We start from the raw sequence: 23,653 nt of genomic DNA on the forward strand, positions 1-23,653 counted from the left end.
CTGGTGGGAGCCAGCCTGCTGGCGATGGGTGCTCGCGGCAAGCAGCCATCGCCAGCAGGCTGGCTCCCACCGGATAGCCGCCCACCGAAGCGCTTCAGGCCGCGTCGGGCCAGGGCGTCAGGATCTCGAAACCGTCGTCGGTGACCGCGATCGTGTGCTCCCACTGGGCGGACAGCGAGTGATCCTTGGTGACCACGGTCCAGCCGTCGGGCAGCGACTTCGTCTGCGGCTTGCCGGCGTTGATCATCGGCTCGATGGTGAAGGTCATGCCGGGCTTCAGTTCCAGGCCCGTGCCGCTGCGGCCGTAGTGCAGCACCTGCGGCTCGTCGTGGTAGACCTTGCCGATGCCGTGGCCACAGTACTCGCGCACCACGGAGAAGCCGGCGGCCTCGGCGTGCTTCTGGATCGCCGCGCCGACGTCGCCCAGCGTGGCGCCGGGCTTCACGGCCTCGATGCCCTTCATCATCGCTTCGTAGGTGGTGTCCACCAGGCGCTTCGCCAGCACGCTCGGCGTGCCCACGAAATACATGCGGCTCGTGTCGCCATGCCAGCCGTCCTTGATGACGGTGACGTCGATGTTGACGATGTCGCCGTCCTTCAGGACCTTGGTCGCGCTCGGAATGCCGTGGCAGATCACGTGGTTGACCGACGTGCAGGTGGTGGCCGGGTAGCCGCGGTAACCGACGTTGGCCGGGATCGCCTTCTGCACGTTGACGATGTGGTCGTGGGCGAGCTTGTCGAGGTACTCGGTGGTGACACCGGGTTTCACGTGAGGCACCAGCATCGCCAGCACCTCGGCGGCCAGGCGGCCGGCCTCGCGCATCGACTGGATCTCTTCGGGGGTCTTCGGTAGCACTGCCATGGCGGGTCTCTTTGGTTTTTCCTTTGCCCTCAGGGGATTGGGCTCGCCATTCCAGATGGCGGCACCCCTGTCGGAATTCCACCCCGGCTTGCGGCCGGGCGGTACCGAAGGCTACAATTAGCGAGTTTTGCTGACCGGCGAAGCCACTGTCATGTGGCCACGGCGGCGAATCGAAGCGCGATTGTAACCGCACGGCGCCAGCATTGGCCCGGCGGACGCCATCGCTTTTAACGCCACACACGCATCGGCACCGCCTTCGGGGTGCCTGCCCCACCGTCGTCGCGAAAGGCGCCGCGGCCGGGTCGGGTCGAAGCCGGGGATGCGTGGAGGTCCCAACCCCCATAGAACCGCCATAGCGGTTCGCCCAGGAGTTATTCCATGGCACAAGTCACCATGCGCGAGATGCTGGAAGCCGGCGTCCATTTCGGTCACCAGGCCCGTTACTGGAACCCCAAGATGGCTCCGTACATCTTCGGCGCCCGCGGCAAGATCCACATCATCAACCTCGAGAAGACCCTTCCGCTCTTCACCGACGCGATGAACTTCCTCTCGGGCCTGGCCCAGAAGGGCGGCACCATCCTGTTCGTCGGCACCAAGCGTTCGGCCCGTGAGGCCCTCGCCGAAGAAGCCGGCCGCGCTGGCCAGCCGTTCGTCACCGCCCGCTGGCTCGGCGGCATGCTGACCAACTTCCGCACCGTCAAGCAGTCGGTCGCGCGCCTGAAGGAACTCGAGGCCGCCGAAACCGACGGTTCGTTCGACCGCCTGGTCAAGCACGAAGTGCTGGCCCGTCGTCGCGAGCGCGACAAGCTGCAGAACTCGCTGGGCGGCATCAAGGACATGAACCGTCTGCCGGACGCCCTGTTCATCGTCGACATCGGCCACGAAGACATCGCCGTTCAGGAAGCCCGCAAGCTCGGCATCCCGGTCGTCGCCGTCGTCGATACCAACTACGACCCGGCCCTCGTCGACTACGCCATCCCGGGTAACGACGACGCCATCCGCGCCATCCAGCTGTACGCCCGCGCCGCCGCCGACTCCATCCTGGAAGGCAAGGCCGCCGCTCCGCACGCCGCCCGTGGCGACGCGAACGAGTTCGTCGAGCTGGACGAGGAAGGCAACCCGGTCGCCAAGGACGAAGCCCCGCGCGGCGATCGTCGCGGCGCCCCGGCCAAGAAGGGTGCTCCGCGTCGCGAAGGCGGCCGTGACGGTGGTCGTGGCCGCGCGTAAGCGCCCCACCCCGCATACCGCTCTTCCGTACTACCTGGCGCCGCGGCACACCGCCGCGGCGCTCTTCGAAACTTTGAGGAACTACCATGGCTGAGATCACCGCAAGCCTCGTCAAGGATCTGCGCGAGCGTTCCGGCGTCGGCATGATGGAGTGCAAGAAGGCACTCGTCGAAAACAACGGCGACATCGAAGCGGCAATGGAATGGCTGCGCAAGAACGGTCTGGCCAAGGCTGACAAGAAGGCCGACCGCGTCGCCGCCGAAGGCCTGATCGCCGTCGCCAGCAAGGCCGGCAAGGCCGTTCTGGTCGAAGTGAACAGCGAGACCGACTTCTCGTCGCGCAACGAGCAGTTCATCCAGTTCACCAAGGACGTCGCCAACGTCGCGCTCGAGTCGGGCGTCAACGACATCGACGCGCTGAAGGCCGCCAAGCTGGGCGACGCCACCGTCGAAGACAGCGCCAAGGCCCTCACGCTGACGATCGGCGAGAAGTTCGACGTGCGCCGCATGGCCGAAGTCGAGAACGACGGCCCGATCGGCGCCTACTCGCACAGCGGCCGCATCGGCGTGCTGGTGGCCCTCAAGGGCGGCTCGGAAGAACTGGCCAAGGGCATCGCGATGCACGTCGCCGCGATGAACCCGAAGTTCGTCAGCGAGAAGGACGTCCCGTCCGACTTCCTCGAGAAGGAAAAGGAAATCGAACTCTCGAAGATGTCCGACAAGGAAAAGGCCAAGCCGGCCGAGATCCTCGAGAAGATCGTGTCGGGCAAGGTCAACAAGATCCTGGCCGAAGTGACCCTCGTCGGTCAGCCGTACGTGCTCGACGGCGACGTTACCGTGGCCGAGGCCCTCAAGAAGGCTGGCGCCGAGATCGTGTCGGTGCAGCGTCTGGCCGTCGGCGAAGGCATCGAGAAGGTGGTGGACGATTTCGCCGCCGAAGTGATGAAGCAGGCTGGTCTGGCGTAAGCCGCGCCACCCCGTCGACGAAAGAGGCCGCGAGCGATCGCGGCCTTTTTTTTGGCCTCGGGGAAACGATCGGCACCGACCGGCCGAATGCGTCATTCGTGAAATGGATCGGCATTTCATCTGCCTGTAACAAACGCCGCGCGCTACACTACGGTCGTTTTGCCCCACACAATTCGGAGATCCCCCATGAGCAACCCGCTGAACCACCGCCGCATCCTGCTCAAGCTCTCCGGAGAGGCCCTGATGGGCAGCGAGGACTACGGCATCGATCCGAAAGTGATCGGCCGGCTTGCGAAGGAAATCCTCGAAGTGCGCGAGGCAGGTGTGCAGATCGGCGTCGTGATCGGCGGCGGCAACATCTTCCGTGGCGCCGGCCTCGCCGCCTCCGGCATGGATCGCGTTACTGGCGACCACATGGGCATGCTCGCGACCGTCATGAACGCCCTCGCCATGCAGGACGCCATCGAGAAGCTCGGCGGCGAAGCACGCACCATGAGCGCGATCAAGATCAACGAAGTCTGCGAAGACTTCATCCGCCGCCGCGCCATCCGCCACCTGGAAAAGGGCCGCGTCGCCCTGTTCGCAGCGGGCATCGGCAACCCGTTCTTCACGACCGACTCGGCCGCCGCGCTGCGCGCCGTGGAAGTGGGCGCCGACCTGCTGCTGAAGGCCACCAAGGTCGACGGCGTGTACTCGGCCGACCCGAAGCGCGACCCGACGGCCGAGCGCTATGAGCACCTCACGTACAACCAGGTCATCGAGCGCCGCCTCGAGGTCATGGACACGGCGGCCATCGCCCTGTGTCGCGAGAACAAGCTGCCGCTGCGCATCTACGACATGACCCAGCCCGGCAACCTCATGAAGATCATGAAGGGCGAGCCGGTCGGCACGCTGGTCGACGCGGGCTGACGCCCCCGGCGCTCCCCCGCGCCTTGGCGCGGTGCGGCACGGCCGCGCCGCGTGCGCTGCTATACTCGCCTGCTGACCCGTTCCACCGGAAACAAGCCCATGATCAACGACATCAAGAAAGATGCTGAGACCCGCATGGGCAAGAGCATCGACTCGCTCAAGCACGACCTGAAGACGATCCGCACCGGTCGCGCCAATCCGTCGATCCTCGACAACATCGTGGTCCCCTACTACGGGTCGCCCACGCCGCTCGCCCAGGTCGCCAACGTGACCACGCCGGACGCTCGCTCGCTGTCGGTGAAGCCGTTCGACAAGAGCATGGTCGGCCCGATCGAGAAGGCCATCATGGCCTCCGACCTCGGCATCACGCCCACCACCATGGGCATGGACATCCGCCTGAACTTCCCGCCGCCGACCGAGGAGCGCCGCAAGGAGCTCGCCAAGAGCGTGTCGAAGGAAGGCGAGGCCGCGAAGATCGCCATCCGCAACGTCCGCCGCGACGCCATCCAGCACATCGACAAGCTACTGAAGGACAAGACGGTCACCGAAGACGACAAGAAGCGCGCCGACGACGACATCCAGAAGCTGACCGACAAGTTCGTCAAGGAAGTCGACAACGTGGTCGCGGAAAAGGAAAAGGAGCTGATGGCGCTCTGACGCGCCATCGGTCGCCTCTCATGGCAGCGAAACCCGACGCACGGGTTCCCCGCCACCTCGCCATCGTGATGGATGGCAACGGTCGCTGGGCGAAGCAGCGCTTTCGCCCGCGCACGTTCGGTCACCACGCCGGGCAGAAAGCGGTACGCAACGCCGTGGAGTTCTGCCTGCGTCGCGGCATCGCGTCGCTCACGCTGTTCGCGTTCTCCAGCGAGAACTGGCAGAGGCCGCCGACCGAAGTGTCGGCATTGATGGAACTGTTCCTGAAAGCCATCGATCGCGAGGTCGACGAGCTGCACGGCAATGGCGTGCGCATCCGCTTCGTGGGCGACCTCGACGCCTTCGCACCCGAGCTGCGCGATCGCATGCACGGTGCCATGGACCGCACGTCGGGCAACACGGCGCTGAACATGAACGTCGCGGTGAATTACGGTGGGCGCTGGGACATCGCGCGCGCCGCGCGCCTCGCCGCCGAGGCCGCCGCTCGCGGGGAGTTCGGCGTCGACGAGATCGACGAGGAACGCCTCCATCGTTACACCTGCCTCGCCGACCAGCCGCCGCTCGACCTCTTCATCCGCACGGGTGGCGAACGCCGTGTGAGCAACTTCCTGCTCTGGCAGATCGCCTATGCCGAGCTCTATTTCACCGACACCCTCTGGCCCGACGTCGACCAGGAGAGCCTTGACGAGGCGCTGGACGACTATGCCCGCCGCGAGCGCCGTTACGGGCGCACCGGCGAGCAGGTCGCGGGCTGACGCCGGATACCCATGCTCAAGCAACGCATCACCACCGCCGCGATCCTGATCCCCCTCGTCCTGGCACTCATCCTCTTTCCCCCGACGGTGGTCTTCGCGTCGGTCGTCGCCATCGTCTTCGTCGGCGCCGCGTGGGAATGGAGCCTGCTCGCCGGCTGCCGCACCGTGGTGGGCAGGGGTATCGTGGCGGCGGGCGCCGCCGCGATCTTCGTCGCGCTGCTGCTCGTGCACACGCCGGGCCTGCTGACCGTGCTGACACTGGCGGGCGTGGCCTGGTGGATCGGCTGCTGCTTCTGGCTGCGGCATTTCACGTTCGCCGCCGCGCCGAACGCCGAAAACCGCATGCTCAAGATCGGTGCCGGCGCATTCGTCATCGTGCCCACGCTGGCCGCCGCGATCCTCCTTCATGAGAGCGTGCGCGGCCCCTGGTGGGTGCTGCTCGCGCTCGTGATCGTCTGGGCCGCCGATACCGGCGCCTACTTCAGCGGCCGTCATTTCGGCGGACGCAAGCTCGCGCCGCGCATCAGCCCGGGGAAGACCTGGGCGGGCGTCTATGGCGCAGTGCTCGCAGGCGGCTTCGTCGCCCTGCTCGGCGGCTTCCTTCTGGGCGTGCGCGACGGCGGACAGCTCGTCGGGCTGCTCGTGCTCGGCGTGGCGACCGTGGCGATCGCCGTGGTGGGCGACCTCTTCGAAAGCCTGATGAAGCGCCATGCGTCCGTGAAGGACTCCGGCAGCCTCTTCCCGGGGCACGGCGGCCTGCTCGACCGCCTCGACAGCGTGTTCGCCGCGGTACCGGTGTTCGTCGCCGGCAAGCTGCTGCTGGGACTGTAACGATATGGCTCCGCGCAACGTCGCCGTGATGGGTGCCACCGGCTCCATCGGTACCAGCACGCTCGACGTGATCGGTCGCCACCCCGAGCGCTTCCGCGCCGCGGTGCTGGTCGCCAACCGCGATACGGCCGGCCTCGCCGCGCTATGCGAACGGTTCCGGCCCGATCTCGCGATCGTCGCCGATCCCGCGATGGAAGCCGATCTGGCCCGCCGCCTGGCCGCCGCCGGCGTGCGTTGCGACGTCGCCTCCGGCGCCGATGCCGTCACCGCGGCCGCGGCCGGTCCGCTCTGCGACACCGTGGTCGCCGCCATCGTCGGCGCGGCCGGGCTGGATTCCACGCTCGCCGCCGCGCGCGCGGGCAAGCGACTGCTGCTCGCCAACAAGGAATCCATCGTGATGGCCGGCGAGCTGCTGCTCGAGGCCCTTCGGCTTGGCGGCGGCGACCTCATCCCGGTCGATTCCGAACACAACGCCATCTTCCAGTGCCTGCCCGGCGGCCGTCCGGAACTGCGCCGGGCCGGTGTGCGACGCCTGATCCTCACCGCGTCGGGTGGCCCGTTCCGTGGGCGTACCCGGGCCGATCTGGGCACGATCACGCCCGACCAGGCCTGCGCCCATCCCAAGTGGTCCATGGGCCGCAAGATCTCGGTGGACTCCGCCACGCTGATGAACAAGGGGCTGGAGGTCATCGAGGCCCACCACCTGTTCGCGGCCCCGGTCGACACCATCGAGGTCGTGGTGCACCCGCAGAGCCTCGTGCACTCGATGGTCGACTACGTCGACGGTTCGGTCCTCGCCCAGCTCGGCAACCCGGACATGCGTACCGCCATCGCCTGCGCCCTGGCGTATCCGGAGCGGATCGAGGCCGGCGTGGCCCCACTCGATCTCGCCACCCATGCGCGGCTCGATTTCGAGCGCCCCGACACCGACACCTTCCGGTGCCTCGCCCTGGCTTTCGCGGCCCTGCGCGAGGGCGGCGACGCGACGGCGGTGCTCAACGCCGCCAACGAGGTCGCCGTCGAGGCGTTCCTCGCCGGGTCGCTCCCCTTCCTCGGCATCGCCGAGGTCGTCGAACGCGTTCTTGAGGAACTGCCGGCCAAACCCGTGGTCGATGTCCAGACCCTCGTGGGGCGGGATGAGCAGGCGCGGCGGACGGCACGGGAAGTCCTGCACCGCGCTTACTGCTAAACTCGTTCCACTCCAACGTTTTTTCCGACCGAGACCCACCCTCCCCGATGAGCCCCGTCCTAGGTTCCGTGTTCTGGCTGCTGGTAACGCTCGGCGTGCTGGTGACCTTCCACGAATTCGGCCATTACTGGGTCGCGCGCCGCTGTGGCGTGCGCGTGCTGCGTTTCTCCGTCGGTTTCGGCCGCCCGCTGTGGCGCCGCGTGGCGAAGGACGGCACCGAATACCAGATCGCCGCGATTCCGCTGGGCGGCTACGTGAAGATGCTCGACGCCCGCGAGGGCGACGTGCCGGCGTCCGAGGCGAACGAGGAGTTCACCGGCAAGTCGGTGTGGAAGCGCATCGCCATCGTCGCCGCCGGCCCGGCGTTCAACCTGATCTTCACCGTCGCCGCCTTCTGGGCGATGTACATGGTCGGCAAGCCCGACGTCGCACCGATCGTCACCGCCTCGACCGGCAGCGTGGCCGCCGCCGCGGGCATCCGCCCCGGCGACCGCCTCGTCGCCATGAACGGCGACCCGGTGGCGACGTGGAGCGACGCGACCGAAGTGCTCGCCAACGGCCTGCTCGGCACCGAACCCCTGCCCGTGCGCGTCGCCGGCACCGACGGCGCCCAGCGCGACGTCGTTCTGCCGCTGCAGCGCCTCGACGCCGCCGGCGACATCGGCAAGCGGTTCACCCAGCTGGGCCTCGGCCTGCAGTCGCCGCCCGTCGTGGGCGAGGCGGTGGCCGGCGATCCCGCGGCGCTGGCCGGCATCCGTGCCGGCGACCGCATCGTCAGCGTCAATGGCAAGCCGGTCGACGACTTCAACGATTTCACCCGCCTCGTCCCGGAGCTGGCGGCGGTCTCGCCGAAGCTGACCGTCGCCGTCCTCCGCAACGGTCAGCCGATGACCTTCGACGTCACGGCACGGATGAAATCGGAACAGGGCCAGCCCACCCGCTGGCTGATCGGCGTCGCGCGCCAGCCCCTGGAGGAAGCCACCCTCCGTTACGGCCCGGCCCGCGCCTTCGGCGAGTCGCTGCGCGCGACCTGGGCGGGCACCACTTCCACGTTCAACCTGATCGGCAAGATGCTGTCGGGCGAGGCGTCCACGAAGAACCTCTCCGGCGTCATCGGCATCGCGCAGGTGGCCAACGATTCGGCCAACCGGGGCCTCGGCTGGTTCCTCAACTTCCTCGCCCTGGTGTCGCTCAGCCTCGCCATCCTCAACCTGCTGCCGATCCCGGTCTTGGACGGTGGACACCTGCTGTATTACCTTATCGAGTTGATCAAGGGCAGCCCGGTCAGCGAACGCACCATGATCGCCGGCCAGTACGTAGGCATCGTTCTCTTGTTCACGCTGATGGGGCTGGCGTTCTTCAACGACATCCAGCGAATGCTCGTTTCGTGACGAGCCTCGCACGTCGCAATCGCATCACCGAAGGCTACGGACGCAACCGCTTCCCGCGCCAGACGACGCCGGGCATGAGTCCGGCGCGTGCTCCTCTTTGGTCGCCGGCCTCGTCCGCCGTCGACTGGAATTAACCCAACGGAATCGACGATGAAGCGTATCGCCGCCCTGATCCTGCTCGCCTCCCTGTCCGCCAATGCGCTTGCCTTCGAGCCGTTCGTCGTTTCCGACATCCGCATCGATGGCCTGACCCGCATCGCGCAAGGCACGGTGCTGAGCTACCTGCCGATCGAGAAGGGCGAAACCCTGAGCGACGACAAGGCACAGGCCGCCATCCGCGCCCTGTACCAGACCAAGTTCTTCAGCGACATCGAACTCGACCGCCAGGGCGACATCCTCGTCATCAAGGTCGTCGAGCGTCCGGCCATCGCCAAGCTCACGCTGCGCGGCAACAAGGACATCAAGGAAGACGACCTCCGCAAGGGCCTCAAGGAGATCGGCCTCGCCGAGGGCGAGACCTTCGATCGCCTGTCGCTCGATCGCGTGCAGCAGGAGCTGATCCGCCAGTACTACAACCGCGGCAAGTACAACGTGTCGGTCGAGCCGCACGTGACGCGCCTCGACCGCAACCGCGTGTCGATCGACATCGAGATCCGCGAAGGCAAGGCCTCGAAGATCAAGGAGATCAACGTCATCGGCAACAAGGCGTTCTCCGACAAGCAGATCCGCGAGGGCTTCGAGTCGAACACGTCCAACTGGCTGTCCTGGTACTCCAAGGACGACCAGTACTCGCGCGAGAAGCTCTCGGGCGATCTCGAAAAGCTCAGCAATTACTACATGAACCGCGGCTACGCCGACTTCGGCATCGATTCCACGCAGGTGGCGATCAGCCCGGACAAGCGCGCCATGTACGTCGACGCCAGCGTCAAGGAAGGCGAGGTCTATACCGTCTCCGACGTGAAGCTGCTCGGTGAACTGATCCTGCCGGAAGAGACCCTGCGCAAGCTGGTCTATATCCACAAGGGCGACACGTTCAACCGCGCCGCCATCGAAGCGAGCACCGACGCGATCAAGGCCATCCTCGCGAACATCGGCTACGCCTTCGCGAAGGTCACGCCGATCCCGAAACTCGACAAGGACAAGCGCACCGCCGACCTCACGCTCTTCATCGAGCCGGGCAAGCGCGTGTACGTGCGCCGCGTGGTCTTCCAGGGCAACACCCGCACGGAAGACGAGGTGCTGCGCCGCGAAATGCGCCAGCTCGAAGGCGCGTGGTACTCGCAGGGCGCCATCGACCGTTCGAAGACGCGTCTGCAGCGCCTGGGCTACTTCAAGACCGTCGACATCGACAAGGCGCTCGTGCCCGGCACGGTCGACCAGGTCGACCTGACCGCGAAGGTCGAAGAACAGTCGGCGGGTTCGCTGATGTTCGGTGTCGGCTACTCGCAGTACTCGGGCATCATCCTGTCGGCCTCGGTGTCGCAGAACAACTTCCTGGGCACGGGCGACCGCTTCTCGATCGCCGCCGAAACCAGCACGTACTACAAGCGCATCAATGCCAGCTACACGAACCCGTACCTCACGGATTCGGGCATCGCGATCGGCTACAACCTGGGTTACAGCAAGCTCGACTACGGCGATACCGATCTCGCGAACTACACGTACAGCACCAAGTCGTTCGAGACCACGCTGTCGATCCCCATCAGCGACTTCGACTCGCTGTCGACCAGCCTGGGCGTCAGCTCCAACCTGATCAACACGTCGGTGCTCTCGCCGGGCCAGCTGATCGCCTACCAGAACGCCCTCGGTAACAAGACGATCCACTCGTGGACGTCCAGCCTCGGTTACACCCACGACACCCGCAACAGCTACTGGGCACCCACGCGCGGCGGCCAGCTGTCGGCGTCGGTCTCGGGCGCGCTGCCGGGTTCCACGGTGCAGTACTACAAGATCTTCGGCGAAGCCAATCACTACTGGCCCATCGGCAAGGGCTTCGTGCTCTACCTCGACGGTCAGGTCGGCTACGGCAAGACCTACGGCCAGACGTACGACAACGACGGCTACGCGTTCAACCCGGCGGATCCGGCGAATCCGATCAAGGTCTACAACAAGGGCGACAAGGTGCAGTTCCCCTTCTGGGAGAACTACTACGCCGGCGGCGTGCGCGACGTGCGCGGCTTCCAGGACAACACCCTCGGTCCCCGTCTGTGCGACGGCGGCAGCACCTCGTCGGTGCCGAACAGCAAGGGTCAGTGCGCGGGCGGCTACTACAGCTACGGCCAGCCGGTCGGTGGCGCGTTCAAGGTGCTCGGCACGGCGCAGGTCTTCCTGCCGCTGCCGTTCCTGAAGGACGTCAACACCGCCCGCGTGTCCTGGTTCGTCGACGTCGGTAACGTCTACAAGGACTACGGTTCGTTCGACGCCAGCGACCTGCGTGCCTCCACCGGTCTGTCGCTGCAGTGGCAGGCGCCGATCGGCCCGCTGATCATCAACTTCGCGGTGCCGTTCCGTAAGAAGGACGCCGACAACCGCTTCGTCGAGCGCATCCAGTTCACGTTCGGTAACCAGTTCTAAGCCATGCCTTAGCGGAGCCTCCCGGGCCTCCGCGAAAGCATGAGTACAATCACCGGGGTGGCCGGGCACGTGCCCCGCCGCCCCTTTCTTTTGGGAGCTTTCCGTGAGCGGAAACCCGCAGTTCACCCTTGCCGAGCTGGCCGAGCGATTCGGACTCGAAGCGCATGGCGATCCTGCCACCGTCGTCGACGGCGTGGGCACGCTGTCCGCCGCCACGAGCAGCCAGTTCACGTTCCTCTCGAATCCGAAATACACCTCGCAGCTGGCCGAATCCCAGGCCGGCATCGTGGTCCTCCACGCCGACGCCCTGCCCCTCCGCACGGGCGCGGCGCTGGTGGCGAAGGATCCGTACGTCGCCTACGCGAAGATCGCGGCACTCTTCGAGAAGCACGCCGCGGCGCCCCGCGGCATCCATGCCAGCGCCGTCGTGTCGGCATCCGCGCGCGTGCATCCCACGGCGAGCATCGGCCCGTGCTGCGTCGTGGAAGACGGCGCGGTAATCGAGGAAGGTGCGATTCTCGGCCCCCACTGCACGATCGGCCCGGGCTGCGTCGTCGGCGCCGACTGCCGGCTCGTAGCGCGCGTGACGCTGGTGATCCGCGTGACGCTGGGCCAGCGCGTGCTCGTCCACCCGGGCGCCGTCATCGGCTCCGACGGCTTCGGCATCGCGTTCGACCGCGATCACTGGGTGAAACTGCCCCAGCTGGGCGGCGTCCGCATCGGCGACGACTGCGAGATCGGCGCGAACACCACCATCGACCGCGGCGCGCTGGAAGACACCGTGCTCGAGGAAGACGTCCGCCTCGATAACCAGATCCAGATCGCCCACAACGTGCACATCGGCGCGCACACGGCCATGGCGGGCTGTTCGGCCGTCGCCGGCAGCGCGAAAATCGGCCGCTACTGCCTCATCGGCGGCAACGCGGGCATCCTCGGCCACCTCGAACTGGCCGACCGGGTTACCATCACGGCGAAAAGCCTCGTGACGGCATCGATCAGGGAGCCCGGCGAATACTCGTCCGGCTCCCCGCTGCAGGAAAACCGCCAGTGGCGGCGCAACGCGGCGCGCATGAAACATCTCGACGAGTACGCGCGCCGCCTGACGGCGCTGGAAAAGAAGGACAAAGGGCAATGACCGAACTGAAAGCCGCCGTGACGCTTCCCGTGGACGTGGAGCAGATCCAGCGACTCCTGCCGCACCGTTATCCGTTTCTGCTGGTCGACCGCGTCACCGCGATCGAGCCCGGCAAGACGATCACGGCGATCAAGAACGTGACGATCAACGAGCCGTTCTTCCAGGGTCATTTCCCCGGCCATCCGGTCATGCCGGGCGTGCTCATCGTCGAGGCCATGGCGCAGACGGCGGGCCTGCTCACGCAGATCACCAGCCAGGTCGACGGCCAGTCGGGCAGCCCGCTGTTCTATCTCGTTAAGGTCGACAACGCCCGCTTCTCGGCCGTGGTCGCCCCGGGAGACCAGCTGGTCATGCAGGTCTCGCTCAAGCGCCTGATCCGCGGCATGGGCCTGTTCGAGGCGCAGGCCTCGGTGGACGGCAAGGTCGTGGCGTGCTGCGAGCTGATGTGCGCCGCGAGGAGCGACAAATGATCCATCCCACCGCGCAGATCGATCCGTCCGCGCGCATCGCCGACAACGTCAGCATCGGCGCGTTCAGCGTCATCGGTGCCGACGTCGTCATCGGCGAGGGAACGACCGTGGGCCCGCACGTGGTGATCGAAGGTCCCACGGTGATCGGTCGCGACAACCGGATCTCCCAGTTCGCCTCGATCGGCGGGCCGCCGCAGGACAAGAAGTGGCAGGGCGAGCGCACCGAGGTCGTGATCGGCGATCGCAACCTCATCCGCGAATTCGTCACCATCAACCGCGGCACCGGCGACGGTGGCGGCATCACGCGCGTCGGCAACGACAACTGGCTGCTCGCCTACGTGCACATCGCGCACGATTGCCAGGTGGGCAACCACATCGTGTTCTCCAACTATTCGGCGCTCGCCGGACACGCGGAGATCGGCGACTGGACGATCATGTCGGGCTACTCCGGCGTCCACCAGTTCTGCAAGGTGGGCGCGCACGCGTTCATCGGCATGGGCTGCCTCGTGGGCTCGGACGTACCCCCGTTCGTGATGATGGCCAACGAAACCCGTGGCCGTCCGCGCGGCATCAACAGCGAAGGCCTGAAGCGTCGCGGTTTCGATACCCACCGCATCGCCGCCATCAAGCGCGCCTACCGCACGCTTTACATGGCGGGCCTGCCGCTGGCCGAGGCGCGCGAGCAGCTGCTCGCGCAGGCCGAGACCAGCGAAGACGTCCGTCAGATGCTCGAGTTCATCGATCGCAGCGAGCGTTCGCTCGCCCGGTAACAACCGCCGGCGCCGTCACGGCGCCGGTGTTTCGCAAGGCCGGGATGCCGGCTGCGGGAGACCCATCACCATGCAGCAGACCGTCCCCTCCGACGCCACCCCGCTGATCGCCCTCATCGCCGGCGAAGATTCCGGCGACCAGCTCGGCGCCGAGCTCATCGAAGCCCTCCGCGCGCGTTACCCGCACGCCCGATTCGTCGGCGTCGGCGGCGCGCGCATGCTCGCCCAAGGGTTCGAGTCGTGGTACGACATTCGCGAACTGTCCGTCATGGGCTTCGCCGAGGTCGTCAGCCATCTGCCGCGCCTGCTGAAACTGCGCAAGGCGCTGCTCGCGCGTCTCCTCGACGCGCGGCCGACGATCGTGATCGGCATCGACGCGCCGGACTTCAACCTGGGCGTGGAACGCAGGCTCAAGGAGGCCGGCCTGGCGACGGTGCATTACGTCAGCCCGTCCGTCTGGGCCTGGCGCGAGAAACGTGCCGAGAAGATCGGCCGCTCGGCCGAACGCGTGCTCTGCCTGTTTCCGATGGAACCGCCGATCTATCGCAAGCACGGCGTCGACGCGCGCTTCGTCGGACATCCCCTCGCCGATCGCTTTCCGATGGTCTCCGACCGCGAGGCGGCGCGCGACGCGCTCGGCCTGCCGCACGACAGCCCCGTGCTCGCCGTCTTGCCGGGCAGCCGCCCGAGCGAGATCGAGCGCGTCGGCGCCACCTTCATCGACGCCGCGCGGCGCGTGGCCGCGGCCATGCCGCAACTGCGCATCGTGGTGCCGGCCGCCAACGACCGCGTCCGTGCACGGCTGCACACGCTGCTCGCCGGTTTTCCGGGCACCCCGCCCCTGCTGACCGACGGGCATTCGCACGAAGCGATGGTCGCCGCCGACGCCGTGCTGCTCGCGTCGGGAACCGCGACGCTCGAGGCCATGCTGGCGAAGCGGCCGATGGTCGTCGGCTATCGCGTGTCGCCCACCAGCTACCGCATCGCGAAACTGCTACGCATGCTGAAGACCGACGTCTACAGCCTGCCGAACATCCTCGCCCGCGCCGCCGGTCTGACGGGCGAGCGGCTGGTACCGGAATACATGCAGGACGAGTGCACGCCGGACAACCTCGCCCGCGCCACGCTCGACCTGCTCGGCGACAGCGAGCGCCGCGGCCGCGTGGTCGCCGCCTTCGAACACCTGCATGAATCGCTGCGCGGCGGCCTGGACGGACGAGCGGCCGATCATGCGGCCGACGCGGTCGCCGATCTGATCGACGCACGCTTGCCTGCCGGCGCGGCGCACCGTTAGGCTCGCGACCATGCCCCGCAAGCGCAACGTCAGCTCACAGCTCGCCCGCGACCTCGTCGTCGCCGGCGTGGACGAGGCCGGACGCGGACCGCTCGCCGGGCCGGTGGTGGTCGCGGCCGTGATCCTGGACCCCGCCCGGCCCATTCGCGGCCTGAACGATTCCAAGCAGCTCGCCGAGGACGTCCGCGAAAAGCTCTACGGCCGCATCGTGGAACGCGCACTCGCGCATTGCGTGGTCTTCGTCGAGCGCGACGAAATCGACCGGATCAACATCTTCCAGGCCACGATGGTCGGGATGACGCGCTCGCTCATGGGCCTGTCGCTGGTGCCGCACCTCGCCCTGATCGACGGCAACCGCCTGCCGCGCACCCTGCCCTGCGAAGGCCGCGCCGTCATCGGCGGCGACGCCACGGAACCCGCGATCAGCGCCGCCTCCATCCTCGCCAAGGTCAGTCGCGACCGACACATGCAGGCGCTCGACGCGCTGCATCCGGGCTACGGCTTCGCCCGGCACAAGGGCTACGCCGTGCCGGAGCATCTCGAGGCCCTGGGACGCCTGGGCCCCTGCGACGCGCACCGCCGCAGCTTCGCGCCGGTCCGGCGGTGGTTCGAGCCCGAGGTCGAACCGATGGCCGATCTGTTCGCCGTCGCGGTCTGAAAAAATTTCTCAAGTCATCTTCGCCCTGGCCGATAGCTAGGCTGAACCCCCTCTCACGAGGGGGGACCGCTTCCCTATCCCACAGGTAACACCCATGAAGAAGATCGCTATCGCCGCCGCCCTGTTCATCGCCGCGCCGCTGTCGGCCCACGCGGCCTGCGCCGCCAAGGACTTCTCGGTCGACGGCTTCGCCGTGAAGCTGCAGCAGGGTTCGGGCCAGCCGCGCTTCAGCATGAAGGGCAACCTCGTCAACAAGTGCCCGGAAGCCGCCGCCGCGCAGATCCGCATCGATGCGAAGGACTCGACCGGCAAGGTGATCGCGAGCAAGCAGGGTTGGCCGGCCGGCACCTCGAACATCGAGCCGGGCAAGAGCGTCGATTTCGACCTCGGCCGTCTCTTCCGTTATTCCCCGGACATGCAGGATTACACGGTCGTCGTGACCGACGTCAAAGCCTGGTAAGTCATTCGGGGCAAACCCCGGTACGAACCTGTGTGGGAGCGCGCTTGCGCGCGATCGGGTGCTCGCGGCAAGCACCCGATCGCGCGCAAGCGCGCTCCCACATCGTTTTTTTCAGGGCTTGATCAAACGCGCCTTCCCGACGCCGATGGATCAGATCGCCAGCCAGCGCACCTTGTCGCCGGCGACGAACCCCGACGCACGGGACGGTAGCCACACCAGCGCATGGGCCGATGCGAGGTTGCTGAGCATGTGCGAATCCTGCTTCGGCAGCAGCGCGAGCGCCGCCGTGCCATCGGACATGTCCAGCCGCATGCGCACCAGGCGATCGCGTTCGCTGTCGGCTTCGACGTCGCCAGCCAGCACACCGAAGCGCCATGCGGGCTGCGCGCCGGTTTCACCCTCGAGCCTCGCGAGGATCGCGCGCGCGTGCACCGCGAGACACACCAGCACCGCCGCCGGGTTGCCGGGCATGCCGAGCAGGGCCTTGGCATCGCGCATGCCGAACCACAGCGGTTTGCCGGGTTTCTGCGCCACTTTCCAGAACACTTTGCGCACGCCGAGACGGTCGGCCACGACCGGCACGTAGTCGCGGTCGCCGACCGACACGCCACCGCTGGTGACGACCAGGTCGGCGCTGTCCAGCGCCGCGCTCATCGCTTCCTCCAGCGAGGCCTCGTCGTCGCGCACATAGGCGACGACGGGCTCCCCGAAGCCGTGCTCGACGAACCACGCGCGCAGCAACGGCCCGTTGGCGTCGTAGACCTGACCCGCCTCCAGCGACTCGCCGGCACGCACCACTTCGTCGCCCGTGACGAGCACCGCGATGCGCGGTCTGCGATACACCTCGACGGCGTCGATACCCGCCATCGCGAGCGCGGCGAGCAGACCGGCGCCGATGCGCTGTCCGGGCTCGGCGAGCGCGGCGCCCGCCGCGAGTTCCTCGCCTTCGTAACGAATGGCTTCGCCTTTGCCGATCGCTTCGCGAAGCACGATGCCTTCGCCCGTGCGTTCGACGATTTCCTGTCGCGCCACGGCGTCCGCGCCTTCGGGCAGCACGCCACCGGTCAGGATGCGGACCGCGTCGCCGGGGCCGACCGCGATCGACGCCGGCTGTCCCGCCGCCGCGGTGCCCACGAGGCGCCGCTGGGCGACGCCGTCGTCGGCGCGGACCGCGTAGCCGTCGACCGAACTCTGCGTGAAGCGCGGTAGGGCGATACGGGCACGGGGCGTCTCCGCCAGCACGGCCCCGAGCGAGAGTTCGAGCGGCACGCGGTGCGTCGGCAGGGGGCCGACCGCGGCGTAGCTCGCCAGCGCGTCGGCGATGGGCAGCAGGGCCACGTCAGTGACCCTCGCCGTAGCCGCCGGGGTGCCTGCCGCCGGCACGACCCGTTTCCAGAAGATGCACGAGGCCCGGCAGCGTCGCCGCCAGCGATTCGCCGGCACCGCCCCGGCTGCCCGGGAACGTGACGACCAGCGTGTCGCGCACGTAGCCTGCGACGCCGCGCGACAGCATCGCGAAGGGCATGCGCTTCTGGCCGAAGGCGCGCGCCGTTTCCATGATGCCGGGGATCTCGACGTCGAGCATCGGGCGGACGGTGTCCACCGTGATGTCGCGCGGTCCGAGCCCCGTGCCGCCGACGGTGATCGCGAGCGAGGTGCCGCCGTCGACCAGCGACGTGAGCAATTCCCCCAGCACCGCCGCGTCGTCCGCGATGACCGCGTATTCCACGGGGTCGAAGCCCGCCTCGATCAGGGCGTCGCGCACGAGCGCACCCGCCGTGTCCGGTTTCGCGCCGCTGGCAACCGTGTCGGACAGCACCACCACCGCCGCGCTGCGCGGCTTCGCGAGCGTGCGACGGTAATGCGACTTGCCGCCCGTCTTGCGTTCGAGGCGACAATCCTCGATGTGCAGTTCGTCGGGCTCGGCATACGGCTTCAGCATGTCGTAGATCGTGAGCGCCGCGAGGCTCGCCGCGGTGAGGGCTTCCATCTCGACGCCGGTCGGGCCGATGGTCTGCACCTCGGCGATAACGCGAACCGACGTGTCGGCCAGCTCATAGGCGACGTCCGCCCGATGGATCGGCAGCGGATGGCACAGGGGGATCAGTTCGTCCGTGCGTTTCGCGGCCAGGATGCCGGCGACGCGCGCGGTCTTCAGCGGGTCGCCCTTCTCGGTATCGCCGCTGCGCAGGAGGGCGATGCAGTGGGCGGGGGCATGCAGCGTGGCGGTAGCGCGTGCGACGCGGAGGGAGTCCGGCTTCTGGCTGACGTCTTTCATCCGTGGCTCGTGTGCGAGTGATGGCGATGCGCCGCCGGGGGTGCTTCGTCGAGATCGTCGCGAATGCAGCAACCTTCCACGAAGGCACTGCTTCCATCGGTGTAGAACTCTTCCTTCCAGATCGGCGCGCCGTGTTTCACGGCGTCGACGGCATAACGGCACGCATCGAACGCTTCCGCCCGGTGCGCTGCGCGCACGACGCAGACGATGGCGATGTCGCCGATCGAGAGGTCGCCCAGGCGATGCACGATGCGTACGTACGGTACCCCGTATCGCTCGCGCGTTGCGTGTTCGACGTCGCGGATCACCTTCGCCGCCAATGGCTCGTGCGCCGTGTACTTCAGGTGGCGGACGGACCGCCCCTCGTGGTGGTCGCGCACGGTGCCGACGAAGAGGGCCAGGCCGCCGCACTCCGGATGGGCGTCGAGCTCGAGCAGCGGTTCGACGGCGACGGTGTCGTGGGAAAGCACGTCGGTCATGACTCAGCCCCCCGCCACGGGTGGCAGCAGCGCGATGCGGCGATCCGCGGGCATCGCGTCGGCGCGGCGGACGATGGTGTCGCCGGACACGCAGGCACACCGTTCGATGGAGCTCGCGAGCTCCGGGCGCTCGCGCGCGAGCAGCGCGAGCGCGTCGCCCACCGTGGCGACGTCGCCAGCGGCGTCCACGCGGCATTCCCTGCCGCCGGCCAGCCGTTCGAGGTTGGCATAGAGTTCGAAGACGATTGCAGTCATGGATATCTCGGGGAAAAAAGGTTCATCCGCCCATCGCGTGCATGGTCAGCGGCCTGTCGACCGGCCCGGGCCGTGACGCGTAACCGGCGTCCTTCAGCCACACGGCGCGCGCGACGTGCACGGCCAGCGCCTCGTCGTCGACGCCTTCGCGCATGCGCGCGCCCAGGGGCGTGCCGATCGGCGAGAACAGACAGGTGAACAACTCGCCGGTGGCGGTGATGCGCAGCCGATCGCAGGTCGCACAGAACGGATGGGACACGGTGGAAATGATGCCGAGCGGGTAATGGCCATCCACGAGGAACGGGGTGGCCGGATCGTGGCCGCGCGGCACCTCGTCCACCCGGTGATTCACGCGGATGGCATCGAGGATCTCGGCCTCCGTGACCACCTGGCTGCGATTCCATTGGCCGGGGGCATCCAGGGGCATGTACTCGATGTAGCGCAGCGGCAGGCCGCGAGCCATGGCCCATTCGAGCAATGGCACGATGTCTTTCTCGTTGTCGCCGCGGATCACCACGGCGTTGAGCTTCATCGTCGCGCCTGCGTCCGCGAGCGCGTCGATGCCGTCGAGGACGGGTGCGATCTCGCGCCGGGTCAGCCGACGGAACGTCTCCGGATCGAAGGCGTCCAGGCTCACGTTGAAGTCGTCGATGCCGGCGGCGACGAGTTCGCGGGCCTTCGGCGCGATGCGCGACGCGTTGGTGGTCATCGACAGCCGCGCCAGACCGCGCTCGCGCAGGCCGTCGATCTCGCGCACGCATTCCAGCAGGTCGCGACGCAGCAGCGGCTCGCCGCCGGTCAGGCGGATCTGGTCGATCCCGTGGTCGACGAAGAGCCCCGCGAGGCGCAGGATTTCATGCCGCTCGAGCAGGCTCGCGCGCGGCAGCCAGTCCGGATGCTCGGGCATGCAGTACGTACAGCGGAAATTGCAGCGATCGGTCAACGATATCCGCAGTTTGCGCTTGGTACGTCCGTGGCGGTCGATGAGTGGGGACATAGTCGCCTTAGCAGAACACAGTGGGCGTGAGACGGGTGTTTTCCGGTCGTAGCAAGCCCTTTGCGCGCAATCGTGCCAGACTTCCGCCATGAGTGCCTTGGATGAGTCCGTCGCCCCCGCATGGCCCGCGTGGCCCGAATACGCGCTGGTCGAAGACCTGCTGCCCGTGCTGCGGGCGTACGCCCACGATGGCCGGGTGGCCCTTGCGACCCTCGTGACCATCGCCGGCCCCTCTCCGCGCCCGCTGGGCAGCGAGATGGCGATCGCGGCCGACGGTCGCGTGGCGGGCTATGTGTCCGGCGGTTGCGTCGAGGCCGCCGTCGCGCACGAGGCGGCGATGGTGCTGGCCGAGGGTCGGCCCCGGTTGCTGGATTACGGCGTCGGCAGTCCGGTCGTCGACATCCAGCTGACCTGCGGTGGCCGGATCGGCATCTTCGTCCGCGAACTCCGCGAGCCGTCCGCCTATGCGCAGGCCCTGGCCGTGGCCCGGCGCGAGCGGCGCACCGTCACCGTGCTGACCGACGCCGCGACCGGCGAGTGGCGCGTGGTCGACGGCGAGCAGCGCGCCGCTGAGGGCGAATACGCCACCGTGCATGCGCCACCCTTGCGGCTGGTCGTGGTGGGAGGCGATCCGGTCAGCCTTGCCGTGGCGAAGCTGGCGCCGGTCGTCGGCGTGGAGGTCGTGATGCTCCGCCCGCATGGTCCAATGCATCCGCCCGAGGGCGTGAAGCCCCTCGCCTACGATCCACGGAGCCTCGCCGTGTCGCTCTCGGCGCTGTCGCTCGACGACCGCACCGCCGTTTACTCGTTGAGTCACGACGCCGACGTGGACGACGCGGTGGCGACGCATGCTCTCGGTTCGGCCGCTTTCGCCGTCGGCATCCTGGGCAGCCGGAACAAGATCGGCGCACGGCTCCAGCGTCTGCGCGACCACGGGCTCGACGACGAGGATTTCGCCCGCCTGCACCTGCCGGCGGGCCTGCCGATCGGCGCGCAGACGCCGCACGGTATCGCGCTCTCCATCCTGGCGCAGGTCTGCCAGCGCGATCGCGCACGGCAAGCCTGACGCCGGTCCATACTGGCAACCCATCATCCGAGGATGCCGTCGTGACCGACACGCGTCTCGTCTACCGCCACCGCTGGCCCGTGCGCGTGATGCACTGGATCAACGTGGTCTGCCTCTGCGTCCTGCTGGGCAGCGGCCTGCAGATATTCAACGCGCACCCCTCGCTTTACTGGGGCCAGCGATCCGATCCGGGCAAGGCGGTCCTGTCGCTCGAAGCGAGCCAGGACACGGACGGCAAGCCGCGCGGCACCACGCGCATCGGCGCGCACACTTTCGATACCACCGGCGTGCTGGGCGCGTCGCGCGTCGACGGCCAATGGACGGCGCGCGGCTTTCCGACATGGGCGACCATCCCCGGGCCGGGCTGGCTGGCGATGGGGCGCCGCTGGCATTTCTTCTTCGCCTGGCTGTTCGTCGCGAACGGCATCGCCTACGTCGGCTGGTCGCTCGCCAGCCGCCACCTCGATCGCGACCTCGTGCCCGACCGCCGCGACTGGCGCGGTATCGGCCGTTCGATCATGGACCATCTGCGTTTCCGGCATACCGACGGCGAGGAGGCGCTGCGTTACAACGTGCTGCAGCGACTCGCCTACCTGTTCGCGATCTTCGTGCTGGGCGGCGGCATCGTGCTGATGGGCCTCGCCATGTCGCCCCGGATGGATGCGGTGTTGCACTGGCTGGTCGACCTCGTCGGTGGCCGCCAGTCGGCACGCACGATCCATTTCGTCATCGCGGCCGGCTTCGTCGCGTTCGTGCTGGTGCACGTGTTCGAGGTGATCGTCAGCGGCCCCTTCAATCAGCTCCGCGGCATGATCACGGGCTGGTACCGGATTCGTCTCGCACGTAAGGACGTCGACCATGACTGACCGTCGCGCATTCCTGCGTACCTCCCTCCTCGCCCTGGGCGGCGCCGCGCTGGCCGGCTGCGACAGCATTTCGCAGAGCGAAACGGGCACGAAGGTGCTCGAGTCCGCCGAAGGCGTCACGCGTCGCATGCAGCGCCTGCTCTCCCCGTCGACCGCGCTCGCGAAGGAATTCACGGAGGCCGACATCTCCGCCGTCTTCAAACCGAACGGCACGACGATGCCCGACACGGCGCTGTATCAGTCCCTTATGAAAGGGGGATTCGCCGATTACCGCCTCGCCGTCGACGGGCTCGTGGAGCGGCCGGCGCAACTCTCGCTCGACGCCCTGAAAGCCCTCGGCACACGCACGCAGATCACGCGTCACGATTGCGTGGAAGGGTGGAGCGTGATCGGGAAGTGGACGGGCACGCCGCTCGCGGCCCTGCTCGACCACGTGGCGCCGAAGCCTGACGCCCGTTTCGTGGTCTTCCATTGCTTCGATGACATGGAAGAAGACACGCCCTACTACGAGAGCATCGACATCACGGAGGCGCGACATCCGCAAACGCTGCTCGCCTGGATGCTCAACGACGCGGTGCTGCCCGTCGCCAACGGCGCGCCACTGCGCCTGCGCGTGGAGCGCCAGCTCGGTTACAAGCACGCGAAATACCTGCGCCGGATCGAGCTCGTCTCCACGTTCGACGGCATCGGCGACGGTAACGGTGGGTACTGGGAAGACAACGGTTACGAGTGGTACGCGGGCATCTGAACGGCGCCTTTTCCGCAGCGCATCACGAGGGGCCTGAAAAAAAGGGTTCGAAATGCGAAAAAAATTCGCGGACCCTATTTTCAGCGGACGAAAGCAACGCTAGAGTGAGTCGCCCGCTGGGCACCGGCCGGAACGGCCGCCTCTTTCGAACAAAGTGACAAGGATAACCATGGCCAAGACCACCAAAACGGCGGCGAAGAAGGCTGCCGCCAAGGCTCCCGCAAAGGCTGCCGCCAAGGCTGCGAAGGCGCCGGCCGCCCTCAAGCCCATCAAGGATCCGCTTTCGAAGTCCTCGCTCGTCTCGCACATCGTCGAGCAGAGCGGCGTCGACAGCAAGAGCGTGAAGGCCGTTCTGGCCTCGCTCGAAGGCGCGATCTCCGCGTCGGTGCACAAGAAGGGCGTCGGCACGTTCACGCTGCCGGGCCTGCTGAAGATCACCTCGGTCGCCGTTGCCGCGAAGCCGAAGCGCAAGGGCAAGGATCCGTTCACCGGTGAAGAGCGCTGGTTCGCCGCCAAGCCGGCATCGGTCAAGGTCAAGGTCCGTCCGCTCAAGAAGCTGAAGGACGCGGCTGCCTGATCCTTCGCGACGGTTTACCCGTCGCGATACATCGGCACCGTAAAAACCCCCGCCCATGGCGGGGGTTTTTTTTCGCCCTGCGTCGCAGCCGGCTCCGTCATCCCGGTGAAAACCGGGATCCACCGCGATGCGATCGGTTGTCGCGTCGCGGCCATATCGGCTCTTCGCCGACAGACCGCAGCGCACATCGATGCGATGCCATCGCCCTACCGGAAACCGGGGCGGTGGGCCCCGGCGTGC

The 23,653-nt window shown here is 67.6% G+C and carries 25 protein-coding genes; 19 read left to right on the top strand and 6 right to left on the bottom strand.

Annotated elements, in window-relative coordinates; genetic code table 11:
* Window positions 1-94 precede the first annotated feature (94 nt).
* Complete coding sequence (gene map / locus BMX32_RS02615) at window positions 95-862, bottom strand: type I methionyl aminopeptidase (protein WP_029213949.1); 768 nt, start codon at window positions 860-862, stop codon at window positions 95-97.
* 378 nt (window positions 863-1,240) lie between these two features.
* On the opposite strand from map, the gene rpsB reads away from it, so the two are divergent.
* The 15 genes from rpsB to BMX32_RS02690 all read left to right on the top strand — a co-directional run bounded on the left by rpsB (window position 1,241) and on the right by BMX32_RS02690 (window position 16,147).
* On the top strand, window positions 1,241-2,089 hold the full coding sequence (gene rpsB / locus BMX32_RS02620; protein ID WP_089974227.1) for a 30S ribosomal protein S2: 849 nt from the start codon (window positions 1,241-1,243) through the stop codon (window positions 2,087-2,089).
* Between the two features lie 86 nt (window positions 2,090-2,175).
* Window positions 2,176-3,054: a translation elongation factor Ts gene (tsf, locus tag BMX32_RS02625; protein ID WP_029213947.1), complete on the top strand. Its 879-nt coding sequence runs from the start codon at window positions 2,176-2,178 to the stop codon at window positions 3,052-3,054.
* Between the two features lie 186 nt (window positions 3,055-3,240).
* On the top strand, window positions 3,241-3,963 hold the full coding sequence (gene pyrH / locus BMX32_RS02630) for a UMP kinase (RefSeq protein WP_029213946.1): 723 nt from the start codon (window positions 3,241-3,243) through the stop codon (window positions 3,961-3,963).
* A gap of 99 nt (window positions 3,964-4,062) precedes the next feature.
* Window positions 4,063-4,620 carry a ribosome recycling factor gene (frr, locus tag BMX32_RS02635; protein WP_029213945.1) on the top strand — a complete coding sequence of 186 codons (558 nt, stop codon included), beginning with the start codon at window positions 4,063-4,065 and terminating at the stop codon, window positions 4,618-4,620.
* Between the two features lie 20 nt (window positions 4,621-4,640).
* The gene (uppS, locus tag BMX32_RS02640; protein ID WP_029213944.1) at window positions 4,641-5,375 is read left to right on the top strand and encodes a polyprenyl diphosphate synthase; all 735 of its coding nucleotides are present in this window, start codon (window positions 4,641-4,643) and stop codon (window positions 5,373-5,375) included.
* Window positions 5,376-5,387: 12 nt separating this feature from the next.
* Entirely contained in the window at window positions 5,388-6,206 is an 819-nt protein-coding gene (locus BMX32_RS02645) for a phosphatidate cytidylyltransferase (protein WP_089974228.1), read from the top strand.
* A gap of 4 nt (window positions 6,207-6,210) precedes the next feature.
* A complete protein-coding gene (locus BMX32_RS02650; protein WP_089974229.1) occupies window positions 6,211-7,395 on the top strand; it encodes a 1-deoxy-D-xylulose-5-phosphate reductoisomerase in 1,185 nt (394 codons plus the stop codon).
* Between the two features lie 47 nt (window positions 7,396-7,442).
* Entirely contained in the window at window positions 7,443-8,786 is a 1,344-nt protein-coding gene (gene rseP / locus BMX32_RS02655; protein ID WP_089974230.1) for an RIP metalloprotease RseP, read from the top strand.
* Between the two features lie 150 nt (window positions 8,787-8,936).
* Complete coding sequence (bamA, locus tag BMX32_RS02660; RefSeq protein ID WP_089974231.1) at window positions 8,937-11,360, top strand: outer membrane protein assembly factor BamA; 2,424 nt, start codon at window positions 8,937-8,939, stop codon at window positions 11,358-11,360.
* 103 nt (window positions 11,361-11,463) lie between these two features.
* Window positions 11,464-12,495: a UDP-3-O-(3-hydroxymyristoyl)glucosamine N-acyltransferase gene (gene lpxD / locus BMX32_RS02665; protein ID WP_089974232.1), complete on the top strand. Its 1,032-nt coding sequence runs from the start codon at window positions 11,464-11,466 to the stop codon at window positions 12,493-12,495.
* Window positions 12,492-12,965, top strand: coding sequence for a 3-hydroxyacyl-ACP dehydratase FabZ (gene fabZ, locus BMX32_RS02670; protein WP_089974233.1), 474 nt, complete (start codon window positions 12,492-12,494; stop codon window positions 12,963-12,965). Before lpxD ends, fabZ begins: the two co-directional genes overlap by 4 nt.
* The gene (gene lpxA / locus BMX32_RS02675) at window positions 12,962-13,735 is read left to right on the top strand and encodes an acyl-ACP--UDP-N-acetylglucosamine O-acyltransferase (RefSeq protein WP_089974234.1); all 774 of its coding nucleotides are present in this window, start codon (window positions 12,962-12,964) and stop codon (window positions 13,733-13,735) included. Before fabZ ends, lpxA begins: the two co-directional genes overlap by 4 nt.
* Before the next feature lie 70 nt (window positions 13,736-13,805).
* Window positions 13,806-15,029, top strand: coding sequence for a lipid-A-disaccharide synthase (lpxB, locus tag BMX32_RS02680; protein ID WP_089974235.1), 1,224 nt, complete (start codon window positions 13,806-13,808; stop codon window positions 15,027-15,029).
* A 10-nt stretch (window positions 15,030-15,039) separates the two neighbouring features.
* Window positions 15,040-15,687, top strand: a complete 648-nt coding sequence (gene rnhB, locus BMX32_RS02685) for a ribonuclease HII (protein ID WP_089974236.1) — start codon at window positions 15,040-15,042, stop codon at window positions 15,685-15,687.
* 94 nt (window positions 15,688-15,781) lie between these two features.
* On the top strand, window positions 15,782-16,147 hold the full coding sequence (locus BMX32_RS02690; protein ID WP_089974237.1) for a hypothetical protein: 366 nt from the start codon (window positions 15,782-15,784) through the stop codon (window positions 16,145-16,147).
* 150 nt (window positions 16,148-16,297) lie between these two features.
* Here the strand turns inward: BMX32_RS02690 and BMX32_RS02695 are convergent, their stop codons facing one another.
* From BMX32_RS02695 to moaA, 5 genes are read right to left on the bottom strand one after another with little or no spacing between them, the layout of a single operon-like run.
* Entirely contained in the window at window positions 16,298-17,485 is a 1,188-nt protein-coding gene (locus BMX32_RS02695) for a molybdopterin molybdotransferase MoeA (RefSeq protein WP_170843542.1), read from the bottom strand.
* 1 nt (window position 17,486) lies between these two features.
* Window positions 17,487-18,425 (bottom strand): bifunctional molybdenum cofactor biosynthesis protein MoaC/MoaB, encoded by a 939-nt coding sequence (gene moaCB / locus BMX32_RS02700; protein ID WP_089974239.1) that lies wholly within the window; start codon window positions 18,423-18,425, stop codon window positions 17,487-17,489.
* Window positions 18,422-18,904 (bottom strand): molybdenum cofactor biosynthesis protein MoaE, encoded by a 483-nt coding sequence (locus tag BMX32_RS02705; RefSeq protein ID WP_089974240.1) that lies wholly within the window; start codon window positions 18,902-18,904, stop codon window positions 18,422-18,424. Before BMX32_RS02705 ends, moaCB begins: the two co-directional genes overlap by 4 nt.
* Before the next feature lie 3 nt (window positions 18,905-18,907).
* Window positions 18,908-19,159 carry a MoaD/ThiS family protein gene (locus BMX32_RS02710; RefSeq protein ID WP_089974241.1) on the bottom strand — a complete coding sequence of 84 codons (252 nt, stop codon included), beginning with the start codon at window positions 19,157-19,159 and terminating at the stop codon, window positions 18,908-18,910.
* Window positions 19,160-19,181: 22 nt separating this feature from the next.
* Window positions 19,182-20,156, bottom strand: a complete 975-nt coding sequence (gene moaA / locus BMX32_RS02715) for a GTP 3',8-cyclase MoaA (RefSeq protein ID WP_089974242.1) — start codon at window positions 20,154-20,156, stop codon at window positions 19,182-19,184.
* 88 nt (window positions 20,157-20,244) lie between these two features.
* On the opposite strand from moaA, the gene BMX32_RS02720 reads away from it, so the two are divergent.
* From BMX32_RS02720 to BMX32_RS02735, 4 genes are all read left to right on the top strand, one after another.
* Window positions 20,245-21,222 carry an XdhC family protein gene (locus BMX32_RS02720; RefSeq protein ID WP_089974243.1) on the top strand — a complete coding sequence of 326 codons (978 nt, stop codon included), beginning with the start codon at window positions 20,245-20,247 and terminating at the stop codon, window positions 21,220-21,222.
* 41 nt (window positions 21,223-21,263) lie between these two features.
* Entirely contained in the window at window positions 21,264-22,088 is an 825-nt protein-coding gene (locus BMX32_RS02725; RefSeq protein ID WP_244511385.1) for a cytochrome b/b6 domain-containing protein, read from the top strand.
* Window positions 22,081-22,836: a molybdopterin-binding protein gene (locus BMX32_RS02730; RefSeq protein ID WP_089974245.1), complete on the top strand. Its 756-nt coding sequence runs from the start codon at window positions 22,081-22,083 to the stop codon at window positions 22,834-22,836. The genes BMX32_RS02725 and BMX32_RS02730 overlap by 8 nt, the downstream gene beginning before the upstream one ends.
* 169 nt (window positions 22,837-23,005) lie before the next feature.
* Entirely contained in the window at window positions 23,006-23,413 is a 408-nt protein-coding gene (locus BMX32_RS02735) for an HU family DNA-binding protein (protein WP_089974247.1), read from the top strand.
* Window positions 23,414-23,653: the final 240 nt, after the last annotated feature.

It is taken from the genome of Luteibacter sp. UNCMF331Sha3.1 (assembly GCF_900109915.1).
Classification (GTDB): domain Bacteria; phylum Pseudomonadota; class Gammaproteobacteria; order Xanthomonadales; family Rhodanobacteraceae; genus Luteibacter.